General features: G+C 67.2%; 13 protein-coding genes and 2 pseudogenes. 4 read left to right on the forward strand and 11 right to left on the reverse strand.

Annotated features, from left to right (window positions below):
* Positions 1–38: 38 nt before the first annotated feature.
* Complete coding sequence (locus OSH07_RS21010) at positions 39–590, forward strand: DUF1345 domain-containing protein (protein WP_266340696.1); 552 nt, start codon at positions 39–41, stop codon at positions 588–590.
* A gap of 40 nt (positions 591–630) precedes the next feature.
* Here the strand turns inward: OSH07_RS21010 and OSH07_RS21015 are convergent.
* A pseudogene (locus OSH07_RS21015) lies at positions 631–765 on the reverse strand (IS5/IS1182 family transposase); the annotation flags it as partial.
* A 93-nt stretch (positions 766–858) separates the two neighbouring features.
* Positions 859–3,237: an arylsulfatase gene (locus OSH07_RS21020; RefSeq protein ID WP_266340658.1), complete on the reverse strand. Its 2,379-nt coding sequence runs from the start codon at positions 3,235–3,237 to the stop codon at positions 859–861.
* Positions 3,238–3,637: 400 nt separating this feature from the next.
* Here OSH07_RS21020 and OSH07_RS21025 point away from each other — a divergent pair.
* Positions 3,638–3,769: pseudogene (locus OSH07_RS21025) on the forward strand (TrbI/VirB10 family protein); the annotation flags it as partial.
* Here OSH07_RS21025 and OSH07_RS21030 read toward each other — a convergent pair.
* Together OSH07_RS21030 and OSH07_RS21035 are read right to left on the reverse strand one after the other, a co-directional pair.
* The gene (locus OSH07_RS21030) at positions 3,769–4,308 is read right to left on the reverse strand and encodes an MgtC/SapB family protein (RefSeq protein ID WP_266340659.1); all 540 of its coding nucleotides are present in this window, start codon (positions 4,306–4,308) and stop codon (positions 3,769–3,771) included. The pseudogene OSH07_RS21025 and the gene OSH07_RS21030 overlap by 1 nt on opposite strands.
* A gap of 126 nt (positions 4,309–4,434) precedes the next feature.
* The gene (locus OSH07_RS21035; protein WP_266340660.1) at positions 4,435–4,824 is read right to left on the reverse strand and encodes a response regulator; all 390 of its coding nucleotides are present in this window, start codon (positions 4,822–4,824) and stop codon (positions 4,435–4,437) included.
* Positions 4,825–5,262: 438 nt separating this feature from the next.
* Between OSH07_RS21035 and OSH07_RS21040 the strand changes: the two genes are divergently transcribed.
* Complete coding sequence (locus OSH07_RS21040; protein WP_266340661.1) at positions 5,263–6,003, forward strand: polysaccharide deacetylase family protein; 741 nt, start codon at positions 5,263–5,265, stop codon at positions 6,001–6,003.
* A gap of 177 nt (positions 6,004–6,180) precedes the next feature.
* Here the strand turns inward: OSH07_RS21040 and OSH07_RS21045 are convergent, their stop codons facing one another.
* A complete protein-coding gene (locus OSH07_RS21045; RefSeq protein WP_266340662.1) occupies positions 6,181–7,083 on the reverse strand; it encodes an amidohydrolase family protein in 903 nt (300 codons plus the stop codon).
* A 150-nt stretch (positions 7,084–7,233) separates the two neighbouring features.
* Here OSH07_RS21045 and OSH07_RS21050 point away from each other — a divergent pair, with 150 nt between their 5' ends.
* Positions 7,234–8,067, forward strand: a complete 834-nt coding sequence (locus tag OSH07_RS21050) for an IclR family transcriptional regulator (RefSeq protein ID WP_266340663.1) — start codon at positions 7,234–7,236, stop codon at positions 8,065–8,067.
* Positions 8,068–8,073: 6 nt separating this feature from the next.
* Here OSH07_RS21050 and OSH07_RS21055 read toward each other — a convergent pair whose 3' ends face one another.
* From OSH07_RS21055 to OSH07_RS21080, 6 genes are all read right to left on the reverse strand, one after another.
* On the reverse strand, positions 8,074–9,033 hold the full coding sequence (locus tag OSH07_RS21055) for an ABC transporter permease (RefSeq protein WP_266340664.1): 960 nt from the start codon (positions 9,031–9,033) through the stop codon (positions 8,074–8,076).
* Positions 9,034–10,020, reverse strand: a complete 987-nt coding sequence (locus tag OSH07_RS21060) for an ABC transporter permease (protein ID WP_266340665.1) — start codon at positions 10,018–10,020, stop codon at positions 9,034–9,036. It abuts the gene before it with no gap.
* Positions 10,017–10,751 (reverse strand): ATP-binding cassette domain-containing protein, encoded by a 735-nt coding sequence (locus tag OSH07_RS21065; RefSeq protein ID WP_266340666.1) that lies wholly within the window; start codon positions 10,749–10,751, stop codon positions 10,017–10,019. The genes OSH07_RS21060 and OSH07_RS21065 overlap by 4 nt, the downstream gene beginning before the upstream one ends.
* Positions 10,744–11,481, reverse strand: a complete 738-nt coding sequence (locus OSH07_RS21070; RefSeq protein ID WP_266340667.1) for an ATP-binding cassette domain-containing protein — start codon at positions 11,479–11,481, stop codon at positions 10,744–10,746. The genes OSH07_RS21065 and OSH07_RS21070 overlap by 8 nt, the downstream gene beginning before the upstream one ends.
* Positions 11,482–11,602: 121 nt before the next feature.
* Complete coding sequence (locus OSH07_RS21075; protein ID WP_266340668.1) at positions 11,603–12,799, reverse strand: substrate-binding domain-containing protein; 1,197 nt, start codon at positions 12,797–12,799, stop codon at positions 11,603–11,605.
* Between the two features lie 406 nt (positions 12,800–13,205).
* The gene (locus tag OSH07_RS21080) at positions 13,206–23,138 is read right to left on the reverse strand and encodes a hypothetical protein (RefSeq protein WP_266340669.1); all 9,933 of its coding nucleotides are present in this window, start codon (positions 23,136–23,138) and stop codon (positions 13,206–13,208) included.
* Between the last annotated feature and the right edge of the window lie 37 nt (positions 23,139–23,175).

Consider the following 23,175-nt stretch of genomic DNA (forward strand, 5'->3'; position numbering starts at 1 on the left):
ATTTCCTCATCCGGCTGGTCTTCGCCGAATTCGCGCTGATCGCGGCCGGCGACATCTTCTTCGTCGTCTACCTCTTCTTCTTGTTCCGGCTGGCGGCAAAGGCCAATCTCGACACGCTGCGCCGGCGCGCACGCAGCGCGGATGAGGGCATTGTCCTCATCATGTGCCTGACGGTCGGCGCCATCGCCTTCTCGTTCTATTCGATCTTCTCGATCCTGAACGGCGCCAACACCACGGCCACCCACCTCGCCACCGCCATCATCAGCATTCCGCTCGGCTGGATCGTCTTCAACACCCTGTTCGCGTTCCACTATGCCCGGCTCTACTACGCGCCGGCCGGGACCGACAGCAATGCCGACGGCAAGGAAGACGACAAGGGCGGGCTGATCTTCCCGGACACGCCGGAGCCGGTGATCTGGGACTTCTTCTATTTCTCGTTCTGCCTCGGCGCGACCTTCCAGACTTCCGACGTGAACGTCCGCACGACGGATTTCCGGATGGTGATGATGTTCCACTCGATCGCGTCGTTCGTGTTCAACACGACGCTGCTGGCGCTCGCGATCAATCTCGGCGCCAGCGTGCTGACCTAGACTAGGTCACAGACTCATTAAGACGCATCCAGATGCGGAGCACGCTGGAACGGTCGATCATCAGGATACCGCCACCGTGGGCCTTCGAGACCGCCGTCAGAAGCCGATCCCATAAGCCGGCCTTTCGCCGCCGGTTGAAGCGGTTCACACAGGTCGTGCGCGGCCCATAACGTTCCCAAAGCAGCTAGAGGCCGATCGCTGGAACGGACCAATGAGACCTCAGCCAATAAGCCGGGCGCCCACCGAATGGCAGAGCGCCCGGCCAATCTTACTTCTGGAGTTCCACGACCACTTTCTCCAGCTCGCCCTGAAAATCGAACGGCGCCTTGTAGTCGCTGGTGACCGCCGTGCCGGTATCCGTCCCGACGTCCTGGTTCTCGGAGAGCGAATATTTGAACGGAGTGGTCTTCGCGATAGTGCCCGAACCGACCGCCTTGCCGTCGATGGACAGAGTTATGGACCCGCTTTTTCCCATTTCCTTGCCGCCCTCATAGGCGAACTCCATTTTCAGTTCATGCTCACCCGCAGGGACGGCGCTGTCGCTTTCGACGGAATAAACCGCGACGTCGATATAATTATGGACGGCCTTTAACTGGCCGTCCTTAAGATAGAATGCCCAGCCGCCGGTATTGCCACCTTGCGTGAAGATCATGCCATTGGCATTTTCCTTGATCTTGACTTTGGCGGTGACGCTGAAGGATTTGTTCTTCAGGTCGGGGGCGGAGGATTCCGGCAGGCCCGCCAGCACGCCCTCATAGGTGAAGCTGTCACGCCCGGCTGCAAGATTCGGCTTTCCGGTGCCTTCGGCGCTGAAGCGTTCGGCACCGCGCCAGTCAAGCGGCAACGCCTTGTTCTTCGATGCCTCTGCCCACCAGAGCGCCTTCAGTTCCTCCAGCTTGTCGGGATTCTTGGCCGCAAGATCCTTGGCCTGGCTGAAATCCTCATCAAGGTTGTAGAGCTCCCATTTCGCCTTCATCGGATCGAACTCGCCGCGAACCGGGTCCCAGGGCTCGAAGGCCAGCGACGCCGCCCACCAGCCTTTGTCATACATACCGCGGTTCACGAACATCTCGAAATACTGGCTCGTGCGGACCTCTTCGGCCTTGGCATCGTCCAGCACGCTCAGGAAGCTTTTGCCCTGGATCGGGGTCTGAGCCGTCCCATTGACGCTGCGCGGCTCGGGGATATGGGCCGCGTCAAGAATGGTCGGCGCAATATCGATGACATGCAGGAACTGGGTCCGCATCTCCCCGCCCTTCCGGAAGCGGGCCGGCCATTTGACGATCATCGGGTTGCGCACGCCGCCCAGGTGGCTCGCGACCTGCTTGGTCCATTGAAACGGGGTATCGACAGCCCAGGCCCAGCCGGCAGGGAAGTGGTTGAAATGCAGTTCGGTCCCGATCTCATCGATCCGGTCGATCATGTCCTCGGTCTTCATCAGATATTGATTGAAGAAGGCATTCTCGTTCAGCGTGCCGTCGAAGCCGCCCTCGGCGGAGGCACCATTGTCGCCGACGATATAGATGATCATCGTATTGTCGGCATCGGGCAAGGTCTTGACATAGTCAAGCACGCGCCCGACCTCGTGGTCTACCTGCTCGCCATAGGCCGCGAAGACCTCCATCATGCGCGAGTACAGCCTCTTCTGGTCGGCGTTCAGGCTGTCCCAGGCCGGCAGGCTGGCGGGGCGCGGAGTCAACTCGGTATCGGCAGGAATGATCCCGCGCTCCTTCTGTCGCTTGAAGGTCTGCTCGCGATAGGCATCCCAGCCCATATCGAACTTGCCCTTGAACTTGGCGATCAACTCCTTCGGGGCCTGATGCGGGGCATGGGTCGCGGCGGGCGCGAGATAGGCGAACCAGGGCTTCTCGGGCTGGATCGCCTCGAGCCTCTTCAGCCAGTCGATCGTATGGTCGGCCAGATCGGTGCTGAGGTAATAGCCCTCCTTATCGGGAGTCCCAATAGGGGTCTGATTCTCAAAGAGATATGGGCGGATCTGGTTTGTGTCGCCTGCCATGAAGCCGTAGAAATAATCGAAGCCCAGCCCGTTCGGCCAATGGTCGAAGGGCCCGGCGGCGCTGGTCTCGTAGATCGGAGTGTTGTGGTTCTTGCCGATCCAAGCCGTGACATAGCCGTTCTGACGCAGGATCTCGGCGAACGAGGCGGTGTCCTTGGGAATGACTCCGGTATAGCCGTCATAGCCGGTGGCAAGTTCGGTGATGACACCGGTCCCGGCCACATTGTGGTTGCGCCCCGTCAGCAGAGCGGCGCGCGTCGGCGAGCAGAGCGCGGTGGTGTGGAAGCGCGTGAAGGTCAGACCCTCTTTGGCCAGTTCGTCTAGCGCGGGCGAGGGAACGCCGCCGCCTGTAACGTCGAACTGCCCGAAACCCACATCGTCGAGCAACACCAGCAGGACGTTCGGTGCGCCTTCGGGGGCCTTGATTGGGGCGGGAAACTCTGCCGGGTCGGCATTCAGATAGGTGGTGCCCACATTGCCGCGGAACTTCTGCTCCGCATAAGGCAGCGTGACCTGTCCATCTCGTGCAGCGAGCGGCACACCGGCGGTTTGGGCATGGGCAGAAGCTCCACAGCTTGCGGCCAGAAAAGGCAACACCAGCAGGCTACGAAATAGTTTGGACGACTTCATCAGACGCTCCTTGATCTCACAGCAGTGGATAAAGAATTCTGATCAAGTTCCTCCGAACTCTACTTGACCTCCTTAAGTCCGCAGGCCGGCCCGGATCGGATGAAGATGAAACGTAGGGCGGTTCGCTCCGGCACCGTTCGACTTAAATCGTTTACCGACATGCATCGGGCCGCCAGCATGAGAAGACCGGAGATTGCCCGAACTGTCAATCTGGGCAGGACCGACCAAGCCTCTTGCGGATCAGCTGGCTCTTTCAAGACTTCCGAATGAAGAGGCGCTGACAAGTGAGCTGTTTCAGCTGAGTAAGGCTCCGATGATGCGGATGGCGCCGCGTTTTCCGTTGGCTCACGGGTGCCGCGTATTGACGACCGACGCTCCCGATATCAAAGCCTAGCTTTGCCTGCGGCCCGAACCATCGAACGTCACTCGGCTGTCGCGCAAGGTGCTGATCGCCTCCAGCGGCGTCAGCGCCGTCGCCGTCCTCGGCGCGCTCGTCTGGGCGCTCGATTCCAACCGTCGTGGCAACCAGTCCTAGACCGGCTTCGAGCGAGCCGCCGGTTCGGCGCCTTCCGCCGAGGCGGCAGCTGCGGCGGCCTCCTGCGCCTCCTCGCGAGCGCGCAGATAGTCCAGCCAGCGCCGCTCGATCGGCTTGGCGACGACAAGGACCAGGAAGACCAGCATCAGCGAGATGAGGACGACCGGCCAGTCGCCGAGGCCGCAGGCGATGCCGAGCGCCGCCGACACCCACACCGTCGACGCCGTCGTGACGCCATGCACGACCTCGCCACGCTTGGACGGACGCAGGATGGCGCCGGCGCCGATGAAGCCGATGCCGGCGAGAACGCCCTGGATGACGCCCTGCAACACCCGGCTCTGCGCGTCGGGATGGCCGGCGAAGGTGGCGATGTTGCCGACGCTGACCGCGACCAGCGCCGCGCCGAGCGAGACCATGGCCAGCGTGCGCATGCCGGCCGGCTTTTCCTTGGCGTCGCGGTTGATGCCGATCAGCAGGCCGCAAAGCACGGCCATACCGAGACGCATGGCAACGTCGAGATAGTACTCCGTCGGCACGGGGCGGCCTCCTCCGGTCGGAACGTCGAGCGAGCAGGCATAGTCGCATATCTTCGACGGCGTACCAGCCGGACGCCCAGCCTGACGCTGCCTTCTTCCACCAAAAGCTGTGCGACTGCGCGGACCTCAGGGCCTGCCGGCGATGACGCCGAGCGAGGCTAGAAGCTCGATCATGCCTCGGGCGCCATAGGGCTTGCTCAGGATGGCGATGCGCGCATTGCCGGCCAGCGCCGGATCGAGCTCGGAGGGATCGCCGCCGCTGGCGATAATGACCGGGATTTCGGCGAGATCGGACAGGATGTCCCTGGCGAGTTCGTCGCCGGGCCGATCCGGCAGGCCGACATCGATGATGACCGCGTCATAGGGATGATCCGGCACGGCCAGAAGGGCCGAGGCTGCACCAGCGGAAGCGGCCTGCTCGACGGAAAATCCGAGATCCTCCAGCATTTCAGCGACAGCGGCCCGCACCAGCGGTTCGTCCTCGACCAGCAGGATCACGGGCCAGCTGTCAGCCACCGGCATCCCCTTGCGTCGGAGCCCGTTCCGGGAGGCATGCGAAACGCCGAGAAACGCCGGATCCATTCCGCCAGCTTCGCGCGTCGCATGAGCCATGGCACTGCGCGGTACAAGACATCACGACGCGGCCCTCGCCCCGGGCGGAACGGTCCGTTCGCTTCAAGCCTGGGGAAAGTTAACGCTACCACCGTCGCCCGTCGCCTCCTAGACAACGGAAAAATGTTTGCGCGCAGATGGTTAATGTCCAAACATGCAAGACCTCCAAGGAGCGTTTGCAGGAATCGATGCCCCAGTTCGGCGGCGTCCTGCCGGCACGCCGCAATCGCGTCCGGCGCCGGTGCGAAAGAGAGGCGGAAAGCGCGAGATCTGTTGCCTGCCGCCTTATTTGAGTCGAAGTGCTGGATCTTTCTCCGCGCACGCCGCGTCCCGGAGTTCCGCATGTCCTGCAGTCGCCCCCTCCTCGCCACGATCCTCGCGCTTGGCGCCAGCCTCGTCGCCGCCCTGCCGGCGACGGCGAAGTCGCATGACATCGAACTGAAGCTGCGCATCGCCGCGCCGCCGCCGGGACCCCGAGTCGTGGCGCTGACCTTCGACGCGTGTTCCGGCGCCATCGACCAGCGCATCCTGAACCTGCTGGTCGAGAACCGGATTCCGGCGACCCTGTTCGTCACCCATCGCTGGATGAAGCGGAACGCCGCCACCATGTCCACCCTGATGGCGCACCCCGAATTGTTCCAGATCGAGAACCACGGCGACCAGCATGTGCCGGCGATCACCGACATTCCAAGCCTCTACGGCGTGAAGACGGCCGGCTCGCTGGAAGCGGTGCAGAAGGAGGTCGATGGCGGCGCCTCGGCCATTCAGCAGGCGACCGGCAAGCCGCCGCGCTGGTTCCGCGGCGCGACGGCCGTCTACAGCCGCGACGCGCTCGACCAGATCCGCGCCGACGGCTACGAGGTCGCCGGCTTCTCGCTGAACGCCGACATGGGCGCGTCGCTGCCGGCCGCCACGGTCGCCAAGCGCATCGCCGCGGCGAAATCCGGCGACGTTATCATCGCCCATATCAACCAGCCGGGACATCCGGCCGGCCTCGGCGTCGTCGAGGGCATCAAGCGGCTCGCCGCCTCGGGCGCGGTGTTCGTCAAGCTCGACGACGTGCAGACCCAGGCGAGCAACTGAGGCTAATCTAGGGGGCCCTCACCCCTACCCTCTCCCGCAGGCAGGAGAGGGAGCGCGCCGTCCAATCCCCGCGATCGATATGACGCCCCGCTATCGGCATGACGCCGGCCCGAAGCCCTCGCCCGCTTGCGGGAGAGGGTTGGGTGAGGGTCTTGCTTTCAGCTGAAGGCGGTATGGCTAAGCCATCCTGTACCAGCGCCGGGCTGTCCCGGCGAAGAGCGCTGCCTGTTCGTCGGCCGAGAAACCGCGCGTCGCGTCCTTGAAGACGTCAATCCATTCGGCGAAGCCGATATGCAGGCCCGCCACCGGGTAGTCGGTGGCGAACATAGAGCGCTCCGGCCCGAAGGCATCGATGCAGGCATGGATCACTTCGGTCAGGCTCTCGCGGCTCCATTGCGGATCATAGGCGACGGGATCGGAGATCTTGATCGCGACATTCGGCGCGATTGCCAGTTGAACCAGCCCTTCGCGCCAGCGCCGCATGTCATCCGCATCGCGGTCGATCGGGCTGGCGCAGTGGTTCAAGATGAAGGCGATGTCGGGAAAATCCGCCACCAGTCGCATCGTGCTCTCGAACTGATGCGGCGTGATCAACAGGTCGAAGCTGAAGCCGAGATCGCGGAAGCGGGCGAGACTGGCGCGCCAGCGCGGATCGTCCATGCGGTCATTGTCGGGCATCCGGCGCTTGGCCGGGTCGGGGTGCCAGCTCAGGATCTCGCGGATGCCGACGACGCGCGCGCTTTCCGCATGCTGCTCCAGCACGGCGGCTGCGCCGGGATCGAGCAGCGCCGCATGGGCGACATAGCGCGACGCGATGCCGGGCGATCGCTCCAGCGTGTCGAGCCAGCGGTTTTCGCCGGCCGGGTCGGCCGGATCCCAGTTGGCCTCGACATGCACGCTGGCGACGATGCCTTCCGGCAATGCCAGTGCCTCGTAGTCCCTGGCGAGATGGTTGCGGCGGAGCGGCGCCAGTTCGTCGTCGGGCTGGCCGCCCTCCAGCCAGCCATGCTTGCCGAGGCTCAAATCCCAGAAATGATGATGGGCGTCGATGATCGCCCCGCTGTAGCGCTGCCCCGTCATGTTCCTGTTCCCACGGGAAACGACTCGCGGCGCGACGTCAATTTCCACATATGATAATTGTTTTTGAAATAGGATAGCGCTCGGCAGATGCTGTCAAGGGCGCGATGATGTATCGGTGAGGAAACAAGCAGGCACGCACGGGGCTCGGAAATGGCGAAGAAGGCAGTGGCGGTGGACGTCGAACAGCAGGCCACGGCGGCGGTCGCCTACAAGGCTCCGGCGCTGGAAAAGGGGCTCGACATCCTCGAACTGCTGGCCGGCCAGTCGGGCGGGCTGATCCTGTCGCAGATCGCCCATTCGCTCGGCCGGTCCGTGCAGGAAGTCTACCGCGTCGTCGTCTCGCTCGAGCGGCGCGGCTATGTCGAGCGCAAGCCGCCCGGTGAGGCGTTCCAGATTTCGATGAAGCTGTTCGATCTCGCCTGCGGCCATCCGCCGATCCGGCGGCTGCGCGAGGCGGCGCAGCCGATCCTGCAGAGCCTGGCGGCCGAGGTCGAGGAGGCGATCATCCTGTCGATCCTCGACGGGCTCTCGGTCCGAGTCATCGCCGTTGCCGACAATCCCGCCCCGGTCGGTTTTCGCGTGCGTCTTGGCACCCAGACCAGGATGCTGTCGACGGCGTCCGGGCGCACGCTGATCGCCTTCCAGAACGAGCCGACCCGCGCCATGCTGATCGAGCGCGCCTCCGAGGAGCTGCTGTCGCGTGAGAAGGATCCGGAGCCGCTGATCCGCCGTGTCGAGCAGATCCAGAAGCGCGGCTACGAGATGGTCGCGGACGAGACGCTGCGCGGCATCACCGACGTATCCTTCCCGATCTTCGACGCCAGCGGCATCGCCCAGGCGGCGATCACCATGCCGTTCCTGCTCTGGGTCACCAACCAGGTGCAGCTGGCGGACGCATCGAAGCATCTCTACGAGGCTGCGGCCGAACTCTGCCGCCAGATCGGCGGCCACCTGCCGGAGCCGAAATTCCCGATCAAGGGCTGAACCGCCTCAGATCGTCGTCCGCACATGGGCGTCGCGGCCATAGAACGACACCAGCACGACGATGACGACGCCGAGGACCGCCTGCACCAGCGACGGCTGCAGGCCGATGCCGATCAAGAGCGTGTTGATCTCGGTCAGCACCAGCGCGCCGGCGACCGTGCCGAGATAGGAGCCGCGCCCGCCGACCAGCGCCGTGCCGCCGATGACGACGGCGGCGATGGTCTGGAACAGATAGGGCTGGCCGACCTCGCCATAGGCCGAGCCGGTGAAACCGAGCAGCAGGATGCCGGTGACGGCGGCGAAGGCGGCCGAGAGCGCGAACGTCGCCGTCCACATCGCCACCGGGTTGATGAGCGCGAGCGGCGCGGCGCGCGGATTGCTGCCGAGGGCGAACAGGCGGCGACCATAGGCGGTGCGGGCGAGCGCCACGGTGACGATGGCCGCGAGCGCGACGAAGCACGGCACCAGCCAGGGTACGGGCAGGAAGCCGACCGAGCCGCCGATCGAGACGAATTCGGTGATCGATTCTGGCGCCGAGCCGGACGGAAAGCCGCCAGTCCAGAGCAGCACCGAGCCCTGCACGATCGTACCGATGCCGAGCGTGACGATGAGGGGATGCAGCTTGAGGCTCGACGAGATCAGGCCGTTCAGCGCGCCGATCGCGCAGGCGAGACCGACGACGATCGCGCACACCAGCGCGAAGTTCATGCCGCCGCCATAGAGCTGCGCCGTGACGACATTGGCGAAGCCGATGACGAAGGGAATCGAGAGGTCGATGCCGCCGATGATCACCACCAGCGTCTGGCCGATCGAGGCGATGGCCAGCAGCGAGCCGAGCACCAGCATCGCCCGCATGGAGAATTCGCTGCTGTAGCCCTCGATCAGCGCCGTGCCGGTCAGATGCAGGGCGACGGCGACGATGAGCGCGCCGAGGACGCGAGCCTGGTCACTGGTCAACCGCGCCATCTAGCTCACTCCCCGCACACGTCCGAGCCAGCGGTCCTGCAAGGCCGTCAGCACGATGGCGATGACAAGGATCGCGCCATAGGCGATCTGCAGGACGAAGGTCGAGAAGTTGAAATAGGTCAGCGCGCTCTGCAGCAGGAAAATGTCGATCGCGCCGATGGCGGCGCCGAGCAGGCCGCCTCGCCCGCCGGCAAGGCTGACGCCACCAAGCGCCACGGCCGAGATGGCGATCAGCGTGTAGGTCGGGCCGATCGACGGGTCGGCCGAGCCGATCAGCGCCGTCATCATCAGCCCCGCGACGCCGGCGAAGACGCCGGTGATGACATAGGAGAGGAAGCGCACCAGCGTCACCGGGATGCCGGCCGTATAGGCGGCGCGGTCGTCGCTGCCGACCGCCATCAGGTGGTCGTAGTAAGGCAGGCGGCGGATGCCGATCCAGATCAGGAAGACGGCGCCGAGCGGCAGGATCGACAGCGGCCCGCCGAGCGATTTCAGCCAGGCCGGAACCGTGCCGGTCGGCGCCGGCAGGATGGTGAGCGTCGTGCCGACCAGCAGCAGATAGGTGCCGAGCGTCGCGACGATCGGCTGGATGCGCAGGATCGTCGCCAGGAAGCCGTTCAGCGCGCCAATGGCGGCGCCGATCAGGACGGCCGCCCCGACGACGATGAGGGGCGAGGTCAAGCCCAGCTTCTGCACCAGCACCAGCACGACGATGGCGTTGACGAAGCCCATGATCGGGCCGACCGAGATGTCGATGCCGCCGCGGCCGCCGAGGATCGCCGGCGCCGAGGCGATCGCCGCGCCGACCAGCGGCGCCGCGAGGCCGATCAGCGTGCCCCAGGCGCCCGGCGCGAAGCGGGCCGGATTGATGACGATGTTGATCGCGAGCAGGATGACGAACAGGATCGGCGCGAAGCCGGTCTGCCGCCAGATCGCCGTCAGGGCCGAGGCCCGGCGAGTGGGTTGCGAGGTTGCGATCGCCGTCATGCTGCGCGCCCGAACATGGTGGAAATGATGCGCTCGGACGAGCGCCCTACCCCTTCCAGCGAGGCGGCAAGTTCCTGTTCGCGGAAGACGAGGATGCGGTCGCAGAGCACCAGAGCCTCCTCGATCTCGGTCGAGAGGATCACCAGCGCCATGCCCTCAGCCGCCAGTTCGCGGAACACGGCGTAGAGCACGCGCCGGGTGGCGATGTCGACGCCGCGCGTCGGGTCGTTCAGGAGCAGCACGTCCGGCTTGTGCGCCAGGGCGCGGGCGAGCAGCACTTTCTGCTGGTTACCGCCGGAAAGCGTGGTGATCAGGTGGCCGGGCTCGGGCGCGACGATCGACAGCCGGTCGCGATAATAATCGTAGCGCTTGCGCCGCTCGGCCGCGCTGATCAGGCCGAGCCGGCGATCGCGGCCGACAGTCGCGATGGCGAAATTGTCGAGGATCGACATGGACGGGAAGATGCCGGTGGCGCGACGGTCGCGCGGCAGATAGGCGATGCCGCTTCGAACCGCCTGCCGGAAGCTCCGTATCTCGCGGCCGCCGGCCAGGACCTCGCCGGCGACGGGCGGGCGCAGGCCGGCCAGCGTCTCGATGAAGGCATCCTGGCCATGGCCGTCGAGGCCGGCAAGGCCGACGATCTCGCCGCGCCGGATCGTCTGCTCGAACAGAACCGCGCCCGGCTTCAGCGACAGGCCGCGTACGGAAAGCGCGACGGCGGCGTCAGCCATGGTGCAGCTCCCGCGCGGTATCCGGCGCCATCAGCGCGAGCAGCTCATCCGGCACGAGTTCGCCCTTCTCCAGAGTCTTCACCACCTGACCGCTGCGCAAGACCGTGACGCGGTCGGAAAGGCCGGTGACCTCGTCCATCCGGTGGGTGATGAACAGGATCAGGCAGCCGTCCGCCGCCAGCCGCCGCATCAGCGCGAACACCGCCTCGCGATCAGCGAAATCGAGCGCGGCGGTGACCTCGTCGAGGATCAGCACGCGGGGTTTGCGGGTCAGCGCCCGGGCGAGCACGATCAATTGCTGCGCCGCCAGCGGCACCTCGCCGGCCGGCTCGTCGAGCGGCACCCGGGTCACCGCGAATTCGGACAGGACGCTGCCGGCGAAGGCGCGACGCTCGCCGCGCGGCACGCGGCGGCGAAGAAGGCCGTCATAGCCGAGCAATATGTTGTCGGCGACGCTGCGGTCCGGCGCGATCAGCACTTCCTGGAAGACGGTGGCGAAGCCGGCCGCGCGGAAATCGGCGGGATCGCGACCGGCGATCCTGCGGCCCTCGAAGGTGATGCTGCCGCGATCCGGCGTGACGATGCCGGAGAGCAGCTTGACCAGCGTGCTCTTGCCCGAGCCGTTCTCGCCGAGAATGGTGTGAATGGTGCCGGGCGCAAAATCGATGGTGGCGCCGTCCAGCGCCACCGTCTCGCCATAGCGCTTGGAGAGATCGCGGATCTCCAGCATAGACCGTCATTCCCCCGATGCGCATTCAGGCGGGCGCCGGCCGTGGCCGCCCGCTCGTCAGAGAACCACGCCGATAGCCGGGTTTGAAGCGGCCACCGGCGTGTGTCGCCTGTCCGTGATCCTACTTGGAGCAGGGATCCGGCGTCTGGGCGTAATCGAACAGCTGCGTATGCGCCGGCTTGGCGAAATAGGCGTCCATCAGCTCTTCCGGCATCGGGTCCTGAGGCGCGACGGGGAAGATCGAGACGGCGTCCTTGGTCATGCACTCGCGATGCCATTTGCCGAGCTCGTCCGGCTTCACGGCCGGCACCGGGATCATCAGGATGTTCAGCTTCGGCTGCTGGCCTTCGAGCACGCGGACGCCGACGCGGAACAGGGTCTGCGCCGTCCAGGACGGCATCAGCGCGCCGCCGGTGAAGCGGAACGTGTCCTGGTTATCCTTCCAGAAGCCGAGCGCATCGCCGGAGATCGAGCCGGAGACGACCGGGATCGGCCGGCCGGCCTGCTTGAACGCCTCGGCGACGATGCGCGACTCCGAACCCGAGGTCCAGACGCCCGCGATCGGCTGCGGCGTGGTGGCGAGCACCTGCAGCGTCACCGTCTTGGTGACGTTGGGCGACCAGTTGCCGTTGACGTCGCGGATCACCTTGACGTCGGGCGCCTCGGCAAAGGCCTTGTCGGCGCCGGCGCGCTGCTGGGCGACCAACGGGCTGCCTGCGATGCCCTCGATGCGCAGTACGTTGCCCTTGCCGCCAATGCCCTCGACGACGCCCTTGGCGACGTCATAGCCGAACTTCACATAGTTGGAATCGACGTTGATGGCATAGGGGCTGGTGACGGCGCCCGCGCCGGTGACGAAGGGAATGCCGGCCTTGAAGGCGGCCTCGATCACTTCGTTCAGCGCCGTCGAAGAGCCGGCGAAGGAGGTGATGATGCTGCACTTCTTGTCGATGAAGGCGCGGATCTGGGCGATCTGCTGGCCGGTGTCGCCGTTCGAATCCGACATCTCGAAATCGGAGACCCAGCCCTTCGCCTTGTAGAGATCGACCAGGCGCTCGAGCTCCTTGGTGACGGAGACCCGCCAGGGATTGCCCTGGTAGGATTCCGAGTGGCACCACTTCCACGGCTGCTTGACCGGGCCGAAATTGTCATAGGCCGACGGCTGGATCGTCTCCTCGACGCCGACATAGAGCGCCTGGATATCCGGCGGCAGCGTCGCGAAGGCCGGCGGCAGTTCGGCGGCCTTCGCCACGCCGGCCACGCTCATCAAGGCAGCGGCGCAGACCGCCACGCCGAGTTTCGTCCTAGCCCGTGTCATGATCCTGTCTCCCTCCCTCTTGGCCGGGGCGGATATCCGCTCACCGCGCCCTGTTCAGGCCCCGCCGCGTGGCGTGCGACGTCCCTCTGGCCCAAGCTTTCTCGTCGCACGTTCCGCACGCGAACTCTTGTTCTCAAGAACACCCGGCTGGCGGCTCCCACGCCAACCTCCGCCCTCCAGCTTATTTTTCGCAGGTGAGAGCTTTCGTTCACATCAGATAGCAAGCCGCATTCCTGTCAACTGGTATTTGACCACGAATAACAGGTGAGCGCTTGGGACCGGACGAAGGTCTGGGAAAAGCCTGCTCCTCCAAAGCTCGACACCCGCCGGCGGGATCCACGCGAGCGGGCGTCGAGCCAACTGGGCATTGGAGCCGGCCACGCGAAAGCGCGGCCGGCAGGAGACGCTACCAGCGGACCTGGAAGCCGGCATTGCCGCCATAGGTCTGGACGTTGTCGGCGAACTTGCCGTCAAAAGTGGCGAAGAACGAGGTGTCCGGGCCCCAGTTCATCCTGAAGCCGGCATTGACCGCCAGCGCATCCTCGGCCGCGGCCGCGCCCTGCACGACGAAGGGATAGCCCGGCGCCGCGAGGAAGCTCGGATTGACCGAGCGATCCGGATTGAACTCGTGCTGCCAGGCCGCCCGCGCCCAGGGCTGGATGGTCGTGTTCTCGCCGAGCCCCATCGTCGTGTCGAACTGCAGGCCGAGCATGGAAGGAAGCGACGTGATGGTGCGGCGGTCATAGTCGAGGCCGAGGACGTCGCCGTTCGGGGAGGTCTCCTGGAAGCCCTGCATGGTCAGCGAGGCAAACTGCAGGCCGGCGAAGCCGGTGACCGCGCCGAGGCCGGCGACGGGCTGGCGCCATCCGGTTTCGGCGCGGGCGCTGAAGCCGCCGCTCAGGAAATCGCCCTCCCAGCGTTCCGAGAAGCCAGGCACGGGATTGAGCGGCGCGTCGGAGCCAGGCACGGTCGCCTGGCGGCGGGTGCTGTTGTCGTAGATGTCCAACGCGAGCGCGCCATTGGCATAGAACTGGCCCCACTTCTTCGCGCCATAGGCGCCGAGATGGCCGCCGACCATGTTGCCGCTGGTCTCGCGATCCGGCACCGAGAACGAGCCGGCGGCGCCGCCGACGGCAAGACCCATCAGCGTGTCGGGATCGACCTGGTAGTCCACGCCGGCCGCCAGGCTGCCGGCCTTGTAGGTCAGGTCGGCGCTGCCGACGATGGTCGGGTCGCCATTGACGTTGCCGGAATTGCCACCGACCGTCGCCCAGATCTTCCAGCGACGCTCCTCGGCCTGGTCGAGCGCGGCGAAGGCCGGGCTCTTTTCGGGCTCGTCCGCGTAGCCGAGCGCCTTCGGCGTATAGCTCTGGCTCGAGGGATCGAGACCCATGCCGATGCGCCAGCTGTCCGCCTGGCCGGTCATCGCCGCCAGGAAAGTGCTGTTCATGTCGAACTCGGGCTGCTGGAAGCCGCTAACGCCCTCGCCCGAGATCGAATCGTAGATCGCGCCGAGGGCATCGATCGTCGGCACGTAGAACAGCGCCGCCGCGATCGGAGCGAAATCCGGCGAGGCAAGGTCCGTCTGGATCGCGTTGATCGCCGAACCGACCGCCGTCTGGTTCTCCGTCATGCCCCCACGGGCATAGTTGATGTCGACATTGAGGACGACATCCTGGGGATCGACCGGATAGAGCAGCTTGTACTGCGCCACCGCGCTCTGCGCGGCGTCGAGCTCCAGGCCCTCGTCGGTGACGCCCTCTTCGGTGTGGATGATGACGTAGTCCGTGCTGCCGGTGCGCGCCGACGCGGGGTGCATGACGTTGATGGCGACGATGCCGTCCACCACCGCCGTGCCGCTGACATCGATGCGGTCGGTCGTGCCGGCGAGATCGAGGTCGAGCAGATAGGCGCCTTCCTCGGTCTGCTCGAGATTGCCGGTCAGCGTCGTCCGCATCACCCGGTCCCAATCGCCGGGCGACATGTACCCTTCGTTCAGATACTTGCCCGTCGCGCCGAGATCGACGGTGTCGCCCATGTAGTGGATGGCGTCGAAGCGGTTGTTGAAGGCGTTCTGTCCTTCGCCGAGCGCGACCGAGCCGATGGTCACATATTCGTTCTCGAAGGTGTCGTCGCCGCCGGTGGCGCGCATGGCGTAGCCGTCGATCAAGTCGACCGAGGTGACGATGCCCTTGTTGGTGAGCTTGTTGGTCTTGCCGTCCTTGAAGCCGACGCCGGCTCCCATTTCGGAACCGCCGATCACCTTCACCTTGTCCTCGATGGTGACGTCGATGTCGCCATTGCCGTCGCCGCCGACGCTCTGCGCCAGGATGGCGAAGGAGTTCTTGCCGGTGACCGCGACATCGACCTTCTGCGTCAGGCTGACCACGTCGCCATAGCCGTCGCCGCCGACAGAGCCCATGAAGCCGGCCGGCGTCGGTTCCGAGAACAGGCTGAAGGTCTGGGCGCTGGCGCCGGAGAAGCCGTCCAGGCCGAGATAGTTGCCGTCGAAGCCGCCGACGCCGCCGCCGCCGCCCACCGACTGGGCGAAGACGCCGACCGAATTGTCGCCGGTGATGAGGATCCTGGTGTTGCCGGTGATCTTGACGATGCCGCCATTGCCGGTGCCGCCATTTGCGGTGGCCTCGACGATGCCATCGGTTCCCGCGGTGACGACACCGCCGCCGCCGCCGACCGACTGCGCGAAGATGCCGACGGAGCCGTTGCCCTTCAGCTCGATGACGCCGGTGCTGTCGACGATGACGTCGCCACCCTTGCCGGTGACGCCGGCGCCGCCGATCACTGCCGTACCGCCGAGCGCCACAGCGGTCGCCGCGCCGCCGGCGCCGCCACCGCCGCCCACCGATTGGGCGAAGATCGCGACGGAGTTGTCGCCCTCGATCAGCATGTTGCCGTCATTGATGACCTTGACGATGCCGCCATCGCCGCCGGCGCCGCCCGAGCCGCCGATCGCCAGCGCAATCGACGGCGTGTCGCCGGGACTGGTCACATAGGTGATGCCACCCGTGCCGCCACCGCCGCCGACCGACTGCGCCAGGATACCGGTCGAGCCATATCCGGTCGTGTGGATCAGGCCGGTCGCCTCATTGGTGACGGTGACGTCGCCGCCCTTGCCGCTTGCGCCGCCAGCGCCGCCGATGACGAAGTCGAAGGTAGAGCCGTCGGCCAGCGCCGTGCCGCCGGTCATGGCGCCATTGCCGCCGCCGCCGCCGATCGACTGCGCGAAGATCGCGACCGCCGCGTCGCCCGTCGTGGTGATGGTGCCCGCATTGGTGACCTTGACGACGCCGCCGCCCCCGCCTCCGGCGCCGCCGACGCCGAGCGAGCCCGAGGTCAGGCTGGCCGCGAAGCCGCCACCGGCATTGCCACCGCCACCGCCGACCGACTGCGCGAAGATGCCATGCGAGCCATAGCCTTCGACCAGGATGTTGCCCTGGCGCAGCAGCGTCCCACTCTCGTCCCCGGACAGGATTCGCTGGTTCTCGACCGTGACGTCGCCGCCATTGCCGGTCGAAGCGACATCGCCGCCGACCATGAGCAGGCCATAGGTCCTGCCGCCCGAGCCGCCGCCGCCGCCGATCGACTGCGCATTGATGCCGTCGGCGCCGTCGCCCAGCGTGTGCAGGCTGTTGGAGTTGGTGACCGTGACCGCGCCGCCATTGCCGGAGGAACCGCCGGCGCCGCCGATCAGCACCAGCGCCGGAACGCTGTCGGTGAACTTGCCGGAATTCTTGCCGCCACCGGAGCCGCCGCCGCCGCCGACCGACTGGGCGAAGATGGCATGCGAATCGAGACCATGGGTCTCGATCATCGCCGCGTTGGTGACGCCGACCGCTCCGCCGACGCCGGCGGAGCCGCCGGAACCGCCGACGCCGAGAATCGCCAGGCCGATCGAACCGCCGGCACCGCCGCCGCCACCGATCGACTGGGCGAAGATGCCCGCGGAATCATCGGCATGGGTGAGGATGCCGCCATAATTGTCGACGGTGACCGTGCCGCCATAGCCCGCCGCCTCGCCGGTGCCGCCAATGGCCAGCAGAGCGCCGGCGCCGCCGCCGGAACCGCCGCCGCCGCCGACCGACTGCGCGAAGATGCCGTTGGAGCGGCCGGTATCCGCATCCGGATTCGTTCGCTCGCCGTCCTCGTCGAGGACGATGCCGCCGAAGGTCTCGATCAGGGCGACATTCGCCTGCGAGAAGTCGTCCTTGCCATTGGTGACGGTGACCGCGCCGCCATTGCCGCTTGCGCCGCCGCTGCCGCCGAGGGCGATGGTGCCCAGCATGCCGGCATTGCCATCACCGCCATCGCCGCCGCCGCCGCCGACCGACTGCGCATGAATGCCGTCCGAGGTCTGGCCTTCGGTGGTGATGTGGCCGGTATTGGTGACGGTGACCGTGCCGCCATTGCCGCCGGTGCCGCCCGTGCCGCCAATGCCGACCGCCGCCGAGCGCTTGAAGCTGCCTGTGCTGACCGGCTTCAGGAAGGTGAGCGGATCGACCGGCACGCCCGGGATCGACACCAGGCCGCCCAGACCGACATAGGCGTCGCCGCCCGTACCGCCGCCGCCGCCGATCGACTGCGCCAGGATGCCGGCCGACTTGTCGCCATGGGTGGTTATGAAATCGAGATTGGTGACCTCGACGAGGCCGCCGATATTGCCGACGCCGCCCTCTCCGCCGACCGTCGCCTGCAGGTTCCAGTTCGGCGACTTCTTGACCTCGTCGCAATCCGCAGGCGGCTTGCAGGAGGGACCAAGCTGCAGCGAGATCGAGTTCGACCGCCCGCCGGTGCCGCCACCGCCGCCGATCGACTGGGCGAAAATGCCGGTCGCGCCGACGCCCGATGTCTCGATGCCGCCATCCTGGGTGACATGGACGTCGCCGCCGAGATTGCCGTCGCCACCGAGGCCGCCGACGGCTACGCTGATATTGACCTGCGTGCCCTCGGTGTTGCCGCCGAGGCCGAGCACGCCGGTGACGGCGTTGCCGCCGGAACCGCCGCCACCACCGATCGACTGCGCGAAGATGCCATAGGCGCCGTCACCGGTCGTCGTCAGGAGGCCATCATTGTCGACCTTGACCAGGCCGCCAATGCCGCCATCGCCACCGAAGCCGCCGACCGCGACACTGGCATTGACGTTGGTGCCCTCGTCGCCGAGCACGCCGATCGTGCCCGCGATCGCCATGCCGCCATTGCCGCCGCCGCCGCCGATCGACTGCGCCTGGATGGCGTGCGCCTCGACACCTCCGGTGGTGATCGAACCGGTATTGTCGACCGTGACCGTACCGCCATAGCTGCCTTCACCGCCGAAGCCGCCGAGCGAGGCCGACAGGCTCTTGGCGTTCTTGCCGGAGATCACGCCGGCGACAGACAGGCCGCCATTGCCGCCGCCGCCGCCGACCGACTGCGCGAAGATGCCGACCGACTGGTCCTTCTCGGTGATGATCGAGCCGTTGCGGGTCACGGTGACGGTGCCGCCATAGCCGCCATCCGCGCCGAAGCCGCCGACCGAGGCGCTGACCTGACGACCTTCCTCACCACCGGAGAGGCTCGCCGAAACGCTGAGGCCGCCATTGCCGCCGCCGCCGCCGATCGACTGCGCCAGCACGCCATAGGCCTTCTTGCCCTTGGTCTGGATGAGGCCGGTCGAATCCACCGTCACCGCGTCACCATTGCCGCCTGCCGCGCCAAAGCCGCCGAGCGAGGCGGAGATGGCCGTCTTGGTGCCGTCCTCGGCCTTGCCAAGCGAGCCCTGGATCGCCGCGACGAAGGAGAAGCCGCCATTGCCGCCGCCGCCACCGACCGATTGCGCGAAGATGCCGTTCGAGCCGTTGCCCTCTGTCAGGATGTTGTCGACCGAGTTGACGTTGACGGTCGAGCCGTTGCCGCCGCCGTCGCCGAAACCACCGATCGAGACGGCGACCGCCGTCTTGGCATTCTCGCCCGTGACCGAGATCGCGCCGGAGAAGCCGCCATTGCCGCCACCGCCGCCGACCGACTGCGCGAAGATGCCGTTGGAATCGCCGCCCTCGGTGTGGATCGTTGCCGCATTGCCGGAGAGTGTCGCACCGACATTGCTGTTGACGATGACCGCACCCGCGTTCTGTCCCTCGCCACCGCCACCACCAATGCTGACGCTGGCGCCGCCCATGCCGTCGACGGTCAGATTGCCAGCGACCGAGAAGCCGCCATTGCCGCCGCCGCCGGCAACCGATTGCGCCAGGATGCCGTTGGAGATGTCGCCCTTGGTCCAGATCGTGCCGGTATTGTTGACGGTGACGAGCTTCGAGATGCCGCCATCGCCGCCGCCACCGCCAAGCGAAACCGAGACGCTGCCCTTCTTGCCGGAGCCGCTCGCCGCGATGCTGGCGCCGCCATTGCCGCCGCCGCCGCCCACCGATTGCGCCAGGATGCCATCCGAGCCGTTGCCGAGCGTCCGGATGTTGCCGTTGCTGGTGACCGTGACGGCCTCGCCGATGCCGCCCGTGCCACCCGAGCCGCCGAGGCTGACGCCCGCCGCCCCGCCATCGGTCGAAATGGCGAGCACGCCAGAGAAGCCGCCATTGCCGCCGCCACCGCCAACCGACTGGGCCAGGATGCCGGCCGAACTGTCATAGCCAGTGGTGATGTTGCCTTCGCTGGAGACGGTGACGATATCGGCCTGGCCGCCGCCCTTGCCGCTGCCGCCGAGCGAGACGCTGACGCCGAGCGTCTTGCCGCCGCTGACCGCAGCCGAGAAGCCGCCATTGCCGCCGCCGCCGCCGACCGACTGCGCCAGAATGCCGGCAGCCCCCGAGCCTCCACCCTGGAACATTACGCCATGCTCGAAATCATAGCCGGTGGTGAGGTTGCCCGTGGAGGTGACGGTCACGACGCCGCCGGCGCCGCCGATATCGCCATCGCCGCCGAGGCCGACCGCGATGCCGGCGTCCTGGCCGAGCGCCAGCGTGACGTTGGAGCCGCCATTGCCGCCGCCACCGCCGACGGACTGCGCGAGGATGCCGATCGACTGGTCGCCGCCCGTCGTCACGTTACCCGTCGAGGTAACCGCGACCTTGACGCCGGCGCCGCCGCCTTCGCCCGAGCCGCCGAGACCGACGCCGACGCTGCCGCCCTGCAGCGCGATGGCGCCTGCGCCCGCGAAACCGCCATTGCCGCCACCGCCGCCGACCGACTGCGCGAAGATGCCGATCGACTGGTCGCCGCGGGTTTCGATGTTGCCGGTCGATCCGACCGTGACTTCGCCACCATTCTGGCCCGCGCCGCCACTGCCGCCGATGGCGACCGAGGCAGCGAGCGCGCCGGAGGTGAAGGTGCCGGCGATCGAGAAGCCGCCATTGCCGCCGCCGCCACCGATCGACTGCGCCAGGATGCCGTGCGCCTGCTGCCCGCCGGTGGCGATGTTGCCATAATTGGTGACGAAGACTTCCTTGCCGACGCCGCCGGTGGCGCCGCTGCCGCCGAGCGACACCGCCGCCGCACCGCCCGCGCCGCCATAGGAGCCGGATGCGCTCAGCGTCACGGCGAAGCCGCCATTGCCGCCACCGCCACCGATCGACTGCGCCACGATGCCGGAGGAACCGTCGCCCATCGTCAGGATGTTGTTCTGGGTGACGACCGAGCCGACCTTCTTGCCGTTGTTGACGGTGACCTTGGCGGCGTCGCCGCCGCCACCGCCGGAGCCGCCCAGGCTGACGCCGATGCCGACCACGCCGCCCGCCGCCAGGCTGCCGGCAAAGCCGCCATTGCCGCCGCCGCCGCCGACCGACTGGGCGAGGATGCCGACGGCATTGTCACCCTCGGTGACCATGTTCCAGGTGCGCCCATCCGTCGTGCTGATGGTGTGGCCGGCGCCATCGGCGTTGACGGTGACCTCGCCGGCCGAGCTGCCGGAACCGCCTTCGCCGCCAAGACCGACGCTGACCGCGCCGCCGCCGATGGCGCCGGCGACCACGAAGCCGCCATTGCCACCACCGCCGCCGACCGACTGGGCCAGAATACCGGTCGAATTGTTGCCCTTGGTCCAGATCGAGCCGGAACTGTCGACATCGACATCCAGGCCGGCGCCGCCGCTGCTGCCGGCGCCACCAATGCCGACCGCTACGCCGAGACCGCCGATCGCGCCGCTGATCGCATAACCACCATTGCCGCCGCCGCCACCGACCGACTGAGCGACGATGCCCTGGGCGTTATCGCTCTTTGTCTTGATATCGCTCCAGCTCGAGACGTTGACCGCCTTGGCGTCACCGCCCTCGCCGCCGGTGCCGCCGATGCTGACGCCGGCTGCCACCGTTCCGCCGACCGCTACCGCAATCGCGCCGCCACCATTGCCGCCGCCGCCGCCGATCGACTGCGCGAAGATACCACGCGATCCCGCCCCCTCGGTCGTGATGGTGCCGGCCGTCTCGACGGTCACCTCGCCGCCATCGCCGCCCTTGCCGCCGTCACCGCCAAAGGCAAGCGCCAGGTCGCCGACCGCGGCCGACACGGCAAAGCCGCCATTGCCGCCGCCGCCACCGATCGACTGAGCAAAGACGCCGTCCGACTGGTCGCCATGAGTGATGATCGAATAACGCGCATTGTCCTCGTCGCGCAGGACCTCGACCGTCTTGCCCTCGCCTCCGTCGCCGCCGGTGCCGCCGAGCGCGACGCTGACGCCGGCGCTGCCGGAGAAGGCGCCGCCGCCATTGCCGCCGCCGCCGCCGACCGACTGCGCGAAGATGCCGGCCGAATTGATGGAATCGGCGCCATAGATGCCGGTTTCGATATCGCCAGCATTGATGACGGTGACGCGGGAGCCATCGCCGCCCTTGCCGCCCGTTCCGCCTGCCGTGAACAGGCCGGCGCTGACGCCGCCATTACCGCCGCCGCCGCCGATCGACTGCGCCAGGATGCCGGCCGAATAGGCGTCATGCGTCTTGATCGAGCCGGCGCTGGTATTGGTGACCTCGACGATGCCGCCATCGCTGGTCGCACTGCCGTTGCCGCCCAGCGCGACGAGGCCGCCGGCCCGGCCGCCATTGCCGCCGCCGCCGCCGATCGACTGCGCCAGGATGCCGTTGGAGGAGACGCCATAGGTCTCGATCGCGCCGGAATTGGTGACGCCGACCGTCACCACATCGGCCGGTCCGCCATTGCCGCCCGGCGCGCCGGAACCGCTGCCGGCGAACAGGCCGAAATTCGAGCCGCCGTCGCCACCGCCACCACCGATGGTCTGGGCCAGGATACCCTGCGAGTAATCACCGGTGGTGGTGATCGAGCCACCGTTCACGACGTGGACGATGCCGCCATTGCCGCCATTGCCGCCGCTGCCGCCCGAGGCCGAGAACAGGCCGAAGCCGCCGGCGCTGCCGCCACCCCCGCCGCCGATCGACTGCGCCACGATGCCGTGAGAATAGATTCCGGACGTGCTGATCGACGTGCCGGCGCTGGTGGTGACATTGGCGTTGCCGCCGCTGCCGGCCGCATTGCCGCCGCCCGGGTTGAAGACAAGGCCACCGCCGCCGCCGCCATTGCCGCCGCCGCCGCCCTGGCTGACAGCGGCGATACCGACCGAGTAGTCCCCCGTCGTGATGACGTGACCGCCGATGAAATTGACGGTTGCCGTTCCGCCGCTGCCGCCGAGGCCACCATCGCCGGCGCTGCCGGAAATGCCATAGGCGCCACCACCATTGCCGCCATTGCCGGCCATGCTCGTCGCGACGATGCCGGCGGCGTGATCCGCGCTGGTCGTGACGTTGCCGTTCGCGTTCACCGTGGCGTTGCCGCCATCCGCGCCGTTGCCGCCATCGCCGCCATTCGAGAAGACATAGCCATTGCTGCCATTGCCGCCACGGCTGCCATTCGACTGGGCGATGACGCCCGGCACGCCATCCGTATTGCCACCGACGACGCCGTTGGCGGCATTGGCGCCCGGCGTGTAGTTCACGATGAGGGTCGGGCCGGCATTTCCGGTCGGGCCGCTGGCCGCCTTCGCGGGCGGCGCGATGCAGTTGGCGCCGGCGCAGGTTTCGGGCTTGGCCGGCTCGTCGTCGGTGGCCGGCACGGCTGGCGTGATGGTGCAGTTGGCGGGCTGCCCCTGCGCCGGGGGCGCGCAGGTGTAATGCTCGACGGCGGCCGGATCGATCGGCGACGAACCCGTGCCGGTCAGCGACACCTGCGACAGGTTCGAGGTCAGGGAATTCACGTTGAGCGTCGTGACGCTGGGCGCCGTGTAGACGGCCGAGCCGCCATTGGCGTCGCCCGTGCAGTTCATCACATTGCCGGTCTGGCCGACGCAGGCAGCCGCGGCCGGATCGCTGGCACCCAGGAGCGACAACAGACCGAGACATCCAGAGAGGAGCGCCGCCGCGGCA

It is taken from the genome of Kaistia nematophila (assembly GCF_026343855.1).
In the GTDB taxonomy this organism is placed as follows: Bacteria; Pseudomonadota; Alphaproteobacteria; order Rhizobiales; family Kaistiaceae; genus Kaistia; species Kaistia nematophila.